Source organism: Enterobacter cloacae complex sp. CDL013 (genome assembly GCF_049238805.1).
Classification (GTDB): Bacteria; Pseudomonadota; Gammaproteobacteria; order Enterobacterales; family Enterobacteriaceae; genus Enterobacter; species Enterobacter hormaechei_C.
Window position 1 is genome coordinate 180,716 of record NZ_JBMKGT010000006.1, and the last position, 12,867, is coordinate 193,582.

At 55.0% G+C, this 12,867-nt stretch carries 10 protein-coding genes; 5 read left to right on the top strand and 5 right to left on the bottom strand.

The window, feature by feature from the left end:
* Window positions 1–120 precede the first annotated feature (120 nt).
* Entirely contained in the window at window positions 121–360 is a 240-nt protein-coding gene (locus ACOTXD_RS13795; protein WP_003859905.1) for a YobH family protein, read from the top strand.
* A gap of 63 nt (window positions 361–423) precedes the next feature.
* Here ACOTXD_RS13795 and kdgR read toward each other — a convergent pair whose 3' ends face one another.
* Complete coding sequence (gene kdgR, locus ACOTXD_RS13800) at window positions 424–1,215, bottom strand: DNA-binding transcriptional regulator KdgR (RefSeq protein WP_003859903.1); 792 nt, start codon at window positions 1,213–1,215, stop codon at window positions 424–426.
* Window positions 1,216–1,393: 178 nt separating this feature from the next.
* Here kdgR and ACOTXD_RS13805 point away from each other — a divergent pair, with 178 nt between their 5' ends.
* A complete protein-coding gene (locus ACOTXD_RS13805) occupies window positions 1,394–2,767 on the top strand; it encodes an MFS transporter (RefSeq protein ID WP_023314330.1) in 1,374 nt (457 codons plus the stop codon).
* Between the two features lie 51 nt (window positions 2,768–2,818).
* Here ACOTXD_RS13805 and htpX read toward each other — a convergent pair whose 3' ends face one another.
* The 4 genes from htpX to ACOTXD_RS13825 form a co-directional block, all read right to left on the bottom strand.
* Window positions 2,819–3,700: a protease HtpX gene (gene htpX, locus ACOTXD_RS13810; RefSeq protein WP_003859899.1), complete on the bottom strand. Its 882-nt coding sequence runs from the start codon at window positions 3,698–3,700 to the stop codon at window positions 2,819–2,821.
* Between the two features lie 193 nt (window positions 3,701–3,893).
* On the bottom strand, window positions 3,894–5,942 hold the full coding sequence (prc, locus tag ACOTXD_RS13815; RefSeq protein WP_061856486.1) for a carboxy terminal-processing peptidase: 2,049 nt from the start codon (window positions 5,940–5,942) through the stop codon (window positions 3,894–3,896).
* A 19-nt stretch (window positions 5,943–5,961) separates the two neighbouring features.
* Window positions 5,962–6,648, bottom strand: a complete 687-nt coding sequence (gene proQ / locus ACOTXD_RS13820) for an RNA chaperone ProQ (protein ID WP_003859895.1) — start codon at window positions 6,646–6,648, stop codon at window positions 5,962–5,964.
* A 96-nt stretch (window positions 6,649–6,744) separates the two neighbouring features.
* Window positions 6,745–7,242 carry a GAF domain-containing protein gene (locus ACOTXD_RS13825; RefSeq protein WP_006811006.1) on the bottom strand — a complete coding sequence of 166 codons (498 nt, stop codon included), beginning with the start codon at window positions 7,240–7,242 and terminating at the stop codon, window positions 6,745–6,747.
* A 132-nt stretch (window positions 7,243–7,374) separates the two neighbouring features.
* Between ACOTXD_RS13825 and yebS the strand changes: the two genes are divergently transcribed.
* The 3 genes from yebS to rsmF are packed head-to-tail and all read left to right on the top strand — an operon-like array spanning window position 7,375 to window position 12,780.
* Window positions 7,375–8,658 carry a membrane integrity lipid transport subunit YebS gene (gene yebS / locus ACOTXD_RS13830; protein WP_003859890.1) on the top strand — a complete coding sequence of 428 codons (1,284 nt, stop codon included), beginning with the start codon at window positions 7,375–7,377 and terminating at the stop codon, window positions 8,656–8,658.
* A complete protein-coding gene (locus tag ACOTXD_RS13835; RefSeq protein ID WP_023314332.1) occupies window positions 8,627–11,260 on the top strand; it encodes a PqiB family protein in 2,634 nt (877 codons plus the stop codon). The genes yebS and ACOTXD_RS13835 overlap by 32 nt, the downstream gene beginning before the upstream one ends.
* 56 nt (window positions 11,261–11,316) lie before the next feature.
* Window positions 11,317–12,780, top strand: coding sequence for a 16S rRNA (cytosine(1407)-C(5))-methyltransferase RsmF (gene rsmF / locus ACOTXD_RS13840; protein ID WP_023314333.1), 1,464 nt, complete (start codon window positions 11,317–11,319; stop codon window positions 12,778–12,780).
* Window positions 12,781–12,867 lie beyond the last annotated feature (87 nt).

A 12,867-nucleotide genomic window follows, 5' to 3' on the forward strand; every position in this document is an offset into this window, starting at 1 on the left:
CGGTTATCTTAAACAGGGGCTAACTGTACCTTCAACAGACGCTTTTCGGAATCGTGCACTTGTTTCACTGCGTAAACCCGTTACGCTTACTCCATGACAACAAAGAAAAAAGAGGCAACGATGCGTTTACTTATTCGTACAGTAATTGTACTGGCCATTGTGTGGATCGGCCTGTTATTAAGTGGGTACGGCGTATTAATGGGAAGCAAAGAAAATGCCGCGGGTCTGGGTATCCAGTGTAAATATCTTACCGCCCGGGGGGTAAGCACGGCGCAGTACATTCATTCCGACAGCGGGATCATCGGGTTAACCAACTGTCCTGTGCTGCGTAAATCATCTGATGTGATTGATAACGGTTAATCAGCGTTGAATTTCGCTTACAAGAACGCCGCACTGTTGCGGCGTTTTTATTGAAAGCGTCGATCAGAACGGATAATCGTTATATCCCATCTGCTCTGAAATTTTGCGCGCTGCGGTATGCAGGATCGCCACATATTCATGAAGACGCTCTTCAGAGAAACGCAGCGTTGGGAACGAAATGCTCAGGCCCGCAATGACAACGCCGAAGCGGTCAAATACCGGCACACCGATGCAACGCAGCCCCTCTTCCTGCTCTTCGTTATCTTCCCCGTAACCCTGCTCACGCACGTTATCCAGCACGCTCAGCAGTTCATCCGTACTGGTAATGGTGCGGTCGGTGCTGCGTTTGTACTCCACCCCGTCAAGGATCTGCTTCACCTCTTCGCGATCGCGCCAGGCCAGCAGTACTTTACCAATTGCGGTGCTGTAGAGCGGGTTACGACGACCGATGCGTGAATACATGCGCAGGTTGTACATGGAGTCAATTTTGTGGATGTAAACAATGCTGTCTTCATCCAGCGCACCGAGGTGAATTGTCTCTTTCGTCAGTCGTGAAAGTTCACGCATCTGAATGTCAGCGCTGCGGATCAGATCCACGTTCTGCAAGGCGCGGGCGCCCAGTTCAAACAGTTTCAGCGTCAGAGAATATTTTTCTGATTCTCCTTCCTGCGCGACATAACCCAATGATTTCATCGTCTGCAAAAAGCGATAAACGGTGCTTTTCGACATCATCACACGCTGCGACAACTCTGTAATACCAATTTCACGCTCTTCTCCGAGCGCCTGCAAGATGCCAAACACCTTCAGCACGGAAGAAACAGAATCTGGCTGCTTATCCAAATCTGCGATTGCCATTTATCACCTCATGGAGAGTGTTTTATAAAAATCAGAACCGGTTTTTATTATAAATTCGTGTGATGCGTGCTGCAATCTATCTGGGTTTACTTCGTTACAAATCTGCGACATAAAACCGAAATAACGATGCTAAAATAGTTACTCTGAAAATAATTTCACGCTGAGTCATTCTTTTCCCATGCAAAAAAACGTTTCTGATGGCCTGCCCTTACCGCAGCGGTACGGGGCAATTGCCACTATTGTCATCGGTATTTCGATGGCTGTCCTTGACGGTGCGATTGCCAACGTTGCTCTTCCTACCATTGCAAAAGACCTTAATGCTTCTCCCGCAAGCTCTATCTGGATTGTGAACGCGTACCAGATAGCAATTGTGATTTCCCTCCTGTCACTCTCTTTCCTGGGCGATATGTTTGGCTATCGCCGGGTTTACCAGTGCGGGCTGGTGGTCTTTACCCTCACCTCGCTCTTCTGTGCCCTTTCCGATTCACTGCACACCCTCACCCTGGCGCGTATCGCGCAGGGCTTTGGCGGCGCGGCGCTAATGAGCGTGAACACGGCCCTCATACGGCTTATCTATCCTCACCGCCACCTGGGGCGCGGCATGGGCATTAATTCCTTTATTGTGGCCGTGTCGTCCGCTGCCGGGCCGACGATTGCCGCCGCCATTCTGTCCGTTGCCTCGTGGCAGTGGCTGTTTGCCATTAATGTGCCGCTGGGTATTGTGGCGATCTTCTTCGCCCTGCGCTATCTTCCGGAAAATGGTCCGAAAAACACCATGCCGCGTTTTGACCTGCCCAGCGCCGTGATGAACGCGCTGACCTTTGGCCTGCTGATTACCGCGCTGAGCGGATTTGCGCAGGGGCAGTCTCTGTCGCTCATTGCCGCAGAAATCGTTGCCATGCTTATCATCGGATTTTTCTTCGTACGACGTCAGCTGGCGCTGCCCGTGCCGTTACTGCCGGTGGATTTGCTGCGTATTCCGCTGTTTTCGCTATCCATTTGTACCTCCATTTGCTCGTTCTGCGCCCAGATGCTGGCGCTGGTTGCGCTGCCGTTCTTTTTGCAGAGCGTGATTGGCCGTTCGGAAGTGGAAACAGGCTTGCTGCTCACGCCCTGGCCTCTGGCAACCATGGTGATGGCCCCGCTGGCCGGTTACCTTATTGAGCGCGTTCATGCCGGGCTTCTGGGGGCGATTGGGCTGGTTGTCATGGCGGTGGGACTGTTTGCACTGGCGCTCCTGCCCGCCTCGCCAGGGGATCTGGATATTATCTGGCGCATGATCCTGTGCGGGGCCGGTTTTGGTCTGTTCCAGTCCCCTAATAACCACACGATTATCACCTCTGCCCCACGTCATCGCAGCGGTGGCGCCAGCGGGATGCTGGGCACGGCAAGACTGTTAGGGCAAAGCACCGGGGCCGCACTGGTAGCCTTGATGTTTAACCTGGCCGGGCAGAATGCGACACACGTTGCGCTGATTACCGCAGGGACACTGGCGACCCTCGCGGCTGTCATTAGCGGTCTTCGTGTCACCCAGCCAAAGGCGCAGGCATAAAAAAACCGGGCGGAGAAGGACTCCTGCCCGGTTGTTTTCAACCCGATTACGTTACTTCAGATATTCGCCGCTACGCAGCGCTTCAATACGTTTATCCAGCGGCGGGTGAGACATAAACAGCTCGCTCAGCGACTTTGACTTGCCGTTGATGCAGAAGGCCATCATGCTGTTTGCTTCCTGCGGCTCGTAGCTGGTTTTAAGACGTTGCAGCGCAGCAATCATCTTTTCACGACCCACCAGTTTCGCGGAACCGGCATCCGCATGGAACTCACGATGACGGGAGAACCACATGGTAATAATGCTTGCCAGGATACCGAACACCAGCTCCAGCACCATTGAAACAGCAAAATAGATCAGCGGGTTGCCGTTGCTCTCTTCACCCTCATCACGGTTGCCACCCATAAACCCGGCAGCAATCTGCGCCAGAATACGGGAAATAAAGATAACGAAGGTGTTCACCACGCCCTGGATCAGGGTCATGGTGACCATATCGCCGTTGGCGATGTGGCTGATCTCGTGAGCAATAACCGCTTCCGCTTCGTCACGGCTCATGTTTTGCAGCAGACCGGTGCTGACGGCCACCAGGGACGCGTCACGACGCGCACCGGTAGCAAACGCGTTGATATCCGGCGCGTGGTAGATGGCTACCTGCGGCATGGCAATGCCCGCCTGCTTTGACTGCTGAGCAACCGTGCTCATCAGCCACTGCTCCATATCGTTACGCGGTTGCTCAATAACTTCACCGCCCACGGATTTCAGTGCCATCCACTTCGACATTAGCAGTGAAATGAAAGAGCCACCGAAACCAAACAGCAGCGCCATAATCAACAGACCCTGAACGCTGCTCGACTGAATTCCCGTCAGGCTTAGCACCAGCCCGAATACCACCATCACCGCCAGGTTGGTGAGCAGGAAGAGCGCGATTCGCATCATAATATTCTTTTAACCTCAGTTTAACAAAACGCACTATGCGATTACCCACATCGTATGGGTATTACGGCTATTTTCAAGCATCCAGACGGCGTAAGTCACCAGAAAGACACAACTTTACACAATTGGAAATCTGCCTGACGGAAGGATGAGGAACAAAAAGAAACAGGCACAATTTCTTGTGCCTGTTGGGGGATTATTTTGTCGGAGCAGGTTGCACAGCAGGTTTCTCTTTTTCCAGCTTCGCGAGATCAAGCGCGATATGCACCGTCTCGTCCAGATACGGATCGGGCTCCTGGTAATCCTTAGGCAGATCGTCCAGTTTTTTGAGCAGAGGCTTACCTTCACGTTTGAAGCGATCGTTGATACGCGCCAGACGTGTCGCGTCATCTTCATTGTTCTCTTTCTCACGCTGAGCGTAGTTCAGAGACACAATGTTCCGTTTTGCTTTCAGGGCGTTGAAACGCGCGATGTCCTTCATGATGTACTGGAATTCCGGATCCTTCCCGATGCGATCGTTGTGATTTTTCAGCAGTTCCGGTCCGAACTGTTTCATATCACCCGATTTCACGAATGTCGCGGCATCAATGCGATCCCACGGCAGCGCGTTATCTTCAAACTTCTCGCCCGTTTCCGTCTCTTCGGTACCTGTCGGCATCATAATATCCGGCGTCACGCCTTTGCGCTGCGTGCTGCCGCCGTTGACGCGGTAGAACTTCTGAATGGTGTACTGTACTGAGCCCAGCGCCGGCCATTCAGGGCGCAGCATCTGGTCGTAAATACGGCTCAGAGAGCGGTACTGCTGAACGGTGCCCTTGCCAAACGTCGGTTCGCCGACGATTAACGCCCGGCCGTAATCCTGCATGGCAGCAGCGAAGATTTCCGATGCAGAGGCGCTGAAGCGATCGACAAGCACCACCAGCGGCCCCTTATAGTAGACCACACCATCGGTATCCGCATCTTCACGCACTTTACCGTTGTTATCGCGCACCTGTACCACCGGGCCAGACGGGATAAACAGCCCGGAAAGCGAGACGGCCTCGGTCAATGCCCCGCCGCCGTTGCTGCGCAGGTCAATGATCACGCTGCTGACATTCTGCTTTTCAAGCTTCTGAAGCTGCACTTTCACATCATCGGTCAGGCCGACGTAGAAACCAGGGATATCCAGAACGCCAACCTTCTCTTTACCCACGGTTTTCACCGACATTTTCACCGCGCGATCTTCCAGACGGATACGCTCACGGGTCAGAGTAACGATACGGGTTTTGGTGCCCTTACCGGCTGGCAGGATCTCCAGGCGAACTTTGCTGCCCTTCGGCCCTTTGATCAGCGCAACTACGTCATCAAGACGCCAGCCAATCACGTCCACCATGCTCTTTCCGGTTTGGCCCACACCGACAATACGGTCGCCTACGCTGATCGCTTTGCTTTTCGATGCAGGGCCACCGGCCACCATGGAGTTGATTACGGTGTAGTCATCGTCCATCTGAAGCACAGCACCGATACCTTCCAGAGACAGGCTCATTTCGGTATTGAACTGTTCGGTGTTACGTGGAGAGAGATAATTAGTGTGCGGATCAATTTCGTGCGCAAACGCGGTCATCGCCAGCGAGAAAACATCTTCACTGTTGGTCTGCGCCAGACGGCGAATAGCGAACTTGTAGCGTCGGTTTAACGTCTCACGGATCTCTTTCTCGTCTTTGCCTGTGAGCTTGAGGCTCAGTTCGTCATATTTGACTTTTCCATCCCACAGCGCATTCAGTTCAGCCTCGTCTTTCGGCCATGGCGCTTTGCTGCGGTCCAGATTAAAGGTGTCGTTGCCGGTGAAGTCCATAGGACGTTCCAGCACTTTCAGCGCGTATTGATAACGCTCAAAACGGCGCTTTTGCGATAAGTTGTACAGATCGTAGAACAGATCGAGTTTTCCGGAGCGCAGCTCATCACCCACTTCGGATTTGCGTTTAGCGAACTGTTCGACATCGCTGGCCAGCAGTACGTTATGGCTGTAATCCAGCAAGTTCAGATAACGGTCAAAGATTTTGGCCGAAAAGGCCTGATCGAGATCGAACTGACGATAGTGCGAACGAGTAAAGCGCGACGTCACGCGCTCACTCACCGTCGCGTGCTGAGTCTCTTCCTTGAGAACCGGAATTTGATCAACACGCGTAATATCGTCCACAGCGAAAGCGTGGCCTGTTATAGCAAACAGGCCAGCCAGCGCGGTGAGCTTAAAAAAAGTGTTCATGCCAGGCTCGGCCTCCGTTTCAGAACAACAAGTGTTCTGCGCGTACAATCATTGACATACCAGAAGTCAGCTGTACACGAACGCCATCTTTGGTGATTTCCAGTACGGTGGCGTCCATCGCGTTGTTACCCGCTTTCACCTTCAGAGACTGACCTACGCTCAGCGCATTGATGTCAGAAACCGGGGTGTGGCGCGGCTCTTCGCGCGGCGCACGTGGGGCTTTAGCTGCTGGTTTGTCAGCACGCGGTTTGCGATCGTTATTTTCAGTACGACGCGGTGCCGGGCGCGGTTTACGCTCGCGACGAGGGGCGTCTTCCTGACCGTTTGCCGCTGCGGCTTCGCGTTTTTTCGCCTGCTGTTCCGCACGCTGTGCCTGCACGCGAGCTTTGGCTTCTTCAAGCTGCTTACGCGCATGTTCTACGTGCTGCTCGTCCAGCTCACCGCACGGGTTGCCGTCAAGGTCGACACGGGTCGCACCCGGCTTGATACCGTACAGGTAACGCCAGCTCGAGGTATAAAGGCGCAAGGCAGAACGAAGCTGCGTTTTGCTGAGGTTCATCTCCCCCTCAACGCGCGCGACCAAATCCTGAAAGATACCGACTTTCAGAGGACGCGCTTCACCTTCAGCGCTGAAGCACTGCGGGAAACGCTCGGCCAGAAATGCGATAACTTCTTTACTGCTATTCAACTTAGGTTGATTTTCCATGAAATTTCCTGATTACAACGGACGTTGCCAACAAGCGCAGGCATGAACAGGCGACATTATAATGACGCTATCAGTAAATGCTACGTTATCCGTTGATTATCCTGCGACGCTCGCAAAGAATTTATGATAATCGGTCTCTGCCAGAACATTTTCCAGGTTTGCGGCCAGCGCGCGCAGCCCCTGCTCATCCTCGGCAGTAAAGCGACTGAAGACCGTGCTGTCGATATCCAGAACGCCAATAATCTGATTTTTAACCACCAGCGGCAGTACGATTTCAGAATTGCTGCTGGCATCGCAGGCGATGTGGCCGTCAAACGCATGAACATCTTCGACACGCTGAACCTGACGGGTCGCCACTGCGGTACCGCACACGCCGCGACCTACCGGGATACGCACGCAGGCGAGTTTCCCCTGGAAAGGCCCCAGTACCAGCGTGTCGCCTTCCAGCAGATAAAAGCCCGCCCAGTTCACGTCAGAAAGGCGTTCGAACAGTAACGCACTGGTATTTGCCAGAGTGGCTAAGAAACTGGTTTCCCCTGCCATTAATGCCTTAAAATCGCGATTCAGATCCGCGTAGAATTCTGTTTTGTTCATTATTCAATCACTTAGTTATCTTACATAGTTACCGCATAGCCTATTAAAATAAGCATTAAATGCGCTCATGCTCAAGATGAATCCGTTCATGAGTTATTATAACTTTCAACAATACTAATCTGTGTGCGACTGATGGCCCTAAAAACACCCCAAATTACGCCGACACGAAAGATCGTTGTCCGTACGGTAAGCCAGGCTCTGCCCCGTGCACATTATCAGCGTTGTCCCCAGTGCGATACGCTTTTTATGTTGCCGAAGATGAAATCGCACCAAAGTGCTTTTTGTCCATGCTGCGATGCCAAAATTCGCGATGGCCGGGACTGGTCATTGACGCGTCTGGCGGCAATGGCGGTCACCATGCTACTGCTGATGCCCTTCGCCTGGACCGAGCCGCTGTTAAAGCTCTACCTGCTTGGCGTGCGTATTGACGCTAACGTGTTGCAGGGGATCTGGCAGATGACGCGCCAGGGCGATCCGCTTACGGCCGCCATGGTGCTGTTCTGCGTCGTCGGCGCGCCGTTGGTGCTGGTCGCGGCAATTGCCTACCTGTGGTTTGGCAACATACTGGGGATGAACCTGCGCCCCGTCCTGCTCATGCTGGAAAAGCTCAAGGAGTGGGTGATGCTGGACATCTATCTGGTGGGCGTCGGCGTGGCGTCTATCAAGGTGCAGGATTATGCATTTTTACAACCTGGCATTGGCCTTTTTGCGTTTATTTCACTGGTCCTGCTGAGTATTCTGACCCTGATTCATCTCAATGTTGAACAGCTTTGGGAGCGATTTTACCCGCAGCGTCCCGCGACCCGGCCTGATGACAACCTGCGCGTCTGCCTGGGGTGCCATTACACCGGTTTTCCGGATAAACGCGGGAGATGTCCGCGCTGCCACATTCCGTTAAGATTGCGACGCAACAACAGCCTGCAAAAATGCTGGGCGGCGCTTATCGCCTCCCTGGTATTTTTGTTCCCGGCCAACATGCTGCCGATCTCCGTAATTTATGTGAACGGCGCCCGTCAGGAAGATACTATCCTTTCAGGGATTATCTCTCTGGCGCACAGTAACGTGGGGGTCGCCGCCATTGTTTTCATCGCCAGTATTCTGGTGCCCTTTACCAAAGTGGTGGTGATGTTTACGCTGCTTATCAGCATTCACTTTAAATGCGAACAAGGACTACGCACCCGCATCCTGCTTCTGCGATTCGTGACCTGGATTGGTCGCTGGTCGATGTTGGATCTGTTCGTGATTTCGCTGATGATGTCGCTCATCAATCGCGATCAGTTACTTGCTTTTACCATGGGACCCGCAGCTTTTTATTTCGGCTCTGCGGTGATATTGACTATTCTTGCAGTGGAATGGCTGGACAGCCGCTTACTTTGGGACGCACATGAGTCAGGAAACGCCCGCTTCGCCGACTGAAGCGAGAATTAAAACAAAACGCCGCATTTCGCCATTCTGGTTGCTACCTGTCATCGCGCTGATGATCGCAGGCTGGCTTATCTGGACGAGCTATGAAGATCGCGGAAGTACCATCACGATTGATTTCCAGTCTGCGGACGGCATTGTCGCCGGACGTACCCCCGTTCGCTTCCAAGGGGTGGAAGTGGGTACCGTGCAGGATATTTCCCTCGGCAAAGGGCTGAACAAAATTCAGGTCCGGGCGAGCATTAAGTCTGATATGCAGGATGCCCTGCGCGCCGAAACGCAGTTCTGGCTGGTCACGCCTAAAGCCTCCCTGGCCGGCGTTTCCGGGCTGGATGCGCTTGTGGGCGGTAACTATATCGGCATGATGCCCGGCAAAGGCGAGCCACAGGATCACTTTGTTGCGCTGGATACCCAGCCGAAATATCGGCTGAATAACGGCGATTTGATGATCCACCTCCGCGCGCCGGATTTGGGCTCGCTGAACAGTGGTTCTCTGGTCTATTTCCGCAAAATTCCGGTTGGTCGCGTTTACGACTACGCCATTAACCCGAACAAAGATGGCGTGACCATTGATGTACTCATCGAGCGCCGTTTTACCAACCTGGTGAAAAAAGGCAGCCGCTTCTGGAACGTCTCCGGCGTCGATGCCGACCTGAGCTTAAGCGGTGCGAAAGTGAAGCTTGAGAGCCTGGCGGCGCTGGTGAATGGCGCTATCGCCTTCGACTCACCTGCTGACTCCAGCCCTGCCGCCGCAGAAGATACCTTTGGCCTGTACGCCGACCTGGCGCACAGCCAGCGCGGTGTCATCGTCAAGCTGACCCTGCCGGATGCCAAAGGCCTGAAAGCCGGTTCGACCCCGTTGATGTACCAGGGTTTAGAGGTCGGGCAACTGACAAAATTAACCCTCAATGCGGGCGGCTCCGTTACCGGCGAAATGACGGTGGATCCGAGCGTGGTGGATCTCCTGCGGGAAAAAACGCGCATTGAACTGCGTAATCCGAAGCTCTCCCTCAGCGACGCCAGCATCAGTTCCCTGCTGACGGGAAGCACCTTTGAGCTGATCCCCGGTGAAGGCGCGCCGAACAAAAACTTTGTTATCGCCCCGGCGGATAAAGCCCTGCTGCAAAAACCGGGCGTGTTGACGGTTACGCTGAATGCGCCGGAAAGCTACGGTATCGAAGCCGGGCAACCGCTGATCCTGCACGGTGTGCAGGTGGGCCAGGTCCTCGAACGTAAGCTGACAGAAAAAGGGGTCTCCTTCTCCGCCGCCATCGATCCGCAGTACAGCAATCTGGTTCACGGCGACAGTAAATTTGTGGTTAACAGCCGGGTCGACGTGAAGGTGGGTCTGGACGGCGTTGAGTTCCTCGGCGCCAGCGCCAGCGAGTGGGTTAACGGCGGGATCCGCATTCTGCCGGGCAGCAAAGGTGCGCTGCGCGAGAGTTATCCGCTGTTCGCCAATCTGGACAAAGCCATTGAAAACAGCCTTGGCGACCTGCCGACCACCACGCTGACCTTAAGCGCTGAAACGCTGCCGGACGTCCAGGCAGGCTCCGTCGTGCTTTATCGTAAGTTTGAAGTCGGGGAAGTGATCACCGTTCGTCCTCGTGCGGACGCGTTTGATATCGAACTGCATATCAAGCCGGAGTACCGCAAGCTGCTCACGCCAAACAGCGTGTTCTGGGCTGAAGGCGGCGCGAAAGTGCAGCTCAACGGCAGCGGGCTGACCGTACAGGCGTCTCCCCTCTCCCGTGCCCTGCGCGGTGCGATCAGCTTCGATAACCTGAGCGGCGCGGGCGGCAACATGCGTAAAGGTGACAAGCGGATCCTCTTCCCGTCCGAAACCGCGGCGCGCGCGGTCGGGGGGCAGATTACCCTGCACACCTTTGATGCCGGTAAACTGGCTGAAGGCATGCCCATCCGCTATCTCGGCATTGATATCGGGCAGGTCCAGAAGCTGACGCTGATCACCGCGCGCAACGAAGTTCAGGCGACCGCCGTGCTTTATCCGGAATATGTGCAGACGTTCGCCCGGGCAGGCTCGCGCTTCTCGGTGGTTACGCCGCAAATTTCTGCCGCAGGGGTTGAGCATCTCGACACCATACTTCAGCCGTACATAAACGTTGAACCGGGTCGTGGCAACGTGCGTCGTGAATTTGAGTTGCAGGAGGCCACCATCACCGACTCCCGTTATCTGGACGGTCTGAGCATTGTGGTTGAAGTTCCGGAAGCCGGTTCGCTGGGCATCGGTACGCCGGTCTTGTTCCGCGGCATTGAAGTAGGGACAGTAACAAGCCTGACGCTGGGTAATCTGTCCGATCGCGTGATGGTCGGCCTGCGCATCAGCCAGCGTTATCAGCATCTGGTTCGCAACAACTCGGTGTTCTGGCTCGCTTCAGGCTACTCGCTGGACTTCGGCCTGACCGGTGGCGTGGTCAAAACGGGGACCTTTAACCAGTTCATTCGCGGCGGCATTGCCTTCGCGACGCCGCCTGGCACGCCTCTGGCGCCTAAGGCGCAGGCAGGTAAACACTTCCTGCTGCTGGAAAGTGAACCGAAAGAGTGGCGCGAATGGGGAACGGCGCTGCCGCGTTAATCTCGCAGGCTCCGGTGTCAACGCGCCGGAGCCTTTATGTTACACTGCGCACCTGAATGTTTCCCTGTGGTGTGCCCGTGGCTCAAAACTCCGTATTTCTTCCCGAACAATTCCTCGCACAGATGCGCGAGGCGCTTCCAGCTCATCTCTCTTTCGACGATTTCGTCGCCGCATGCCAGCGCCCTTTGCGCCGGAGTATTCGCGTCAATACGCTGAAAATCAGCGTCGGGGCGTTTCTGGATCTCGTCTCCCCCTACGGCTGGCAATTAACGCCAGTGCCGTGGTGTGAAGAGGGTTTCTGGATCGAACGGGATGACGAGGAGAGCCTGCCGCTCGGCAGCACCGCCGAGCACCTGAGCGGGCTGTTTTATATTCAGGAAGCCAGCTCCATGCTGCCGGTTGCTGCGCTGTTTGCCGACGGGAACCAGCCTGAGCGGGTTATGGATGTCGCGGCGGCGCCGGGCTCTAAAACCACGCAGATTGCCGCCCGGATGAACAACCGCGGCGCGATCCTCGCCAACGAATTTTCCGCCAGCCGCGTTAAAGTCCTGCATGCCAATATCAGCCGCTGCGGGATCCACAACGTCGCGTTAACGCACTTCGATGGTCGTGTGTTTGGCGCTGCCCTGCCGGAAGCCTTTGATGCCATCCTGCTCGACGCGCCCTGCTCCGGCGAAGGCGTGGTGCGTAAAGATCCTGATGCATTAAAAAACTGGTCCGTTGAAAGCAACCTGGAGATCGCCGCCACGCAGCGCGAACTGATCGACAGCGCGTTTCATGCCCTGCGCCCAGGCGGGACGCTGGTTTACTCTACCTGCACGCTGAATCGTGATGAAAACGAGGACGTCTGCCTGTGGCTCAAGCAACGCTATGTGGATGCCGTCGAGTTTCTGCCGCTGGACACCCTCTTCGACTCGGCCAGCCATGCGGCCACGCCTGAAGGCTTCCTGCATGTCTTCCCGCAGATTTACGATTGCGAAGGCTTCTTTGTTGCCCGTCTGCGTAAAACCCGCGCCGTCGATCCCTTGCCTGCCCCTAAGTTTAAGGTCGGCAACTTCCCGTTCGCGCCGGTCAAAGGCCGTGAGGCGGCACAGGCGCAAGCGGCTGCGAGCAAAGTCGGCCTGCACTGGGATGAGAGCCTGCGCCTCTGGATGCGTGACAAAGAGCTGTGGCTGTTCCCGGTCAACATCGAACCGCTGATTGGTAAGGTGCGTTTCTCCCGCCTCGGTATTCGCCTGGCGGAGATCCACAACAAAGGCTATCGCTGGCAGCACGAAGCGGTCATTGCGCTGGCCGGCAGTGAGAACACCTTTGCCCTGACGCATCAGGAAGCGGAAGAGTGGTATCGCGGTCGTGACGTTTACCCGGAAGACGGCCCGTCACAGGATGAAGTCATCGTGACGTATCAGGGCTATCCGCTGGGGCTGGCGAAAAAAGTCGGCTCGCGGCTGAAAAACAGCTATCCGCGCGAACTGGTACGCGATGGCCGCCTGTTTACCGGTAACAACCGCAGCGCCTGAAAAAAAGCGCATTTTTTTACTGGCGATTTCGCTCTCCTTGTCTAGGATCAAAAATGGGTGACTGCACTGGTCATACCAGATTTTGGG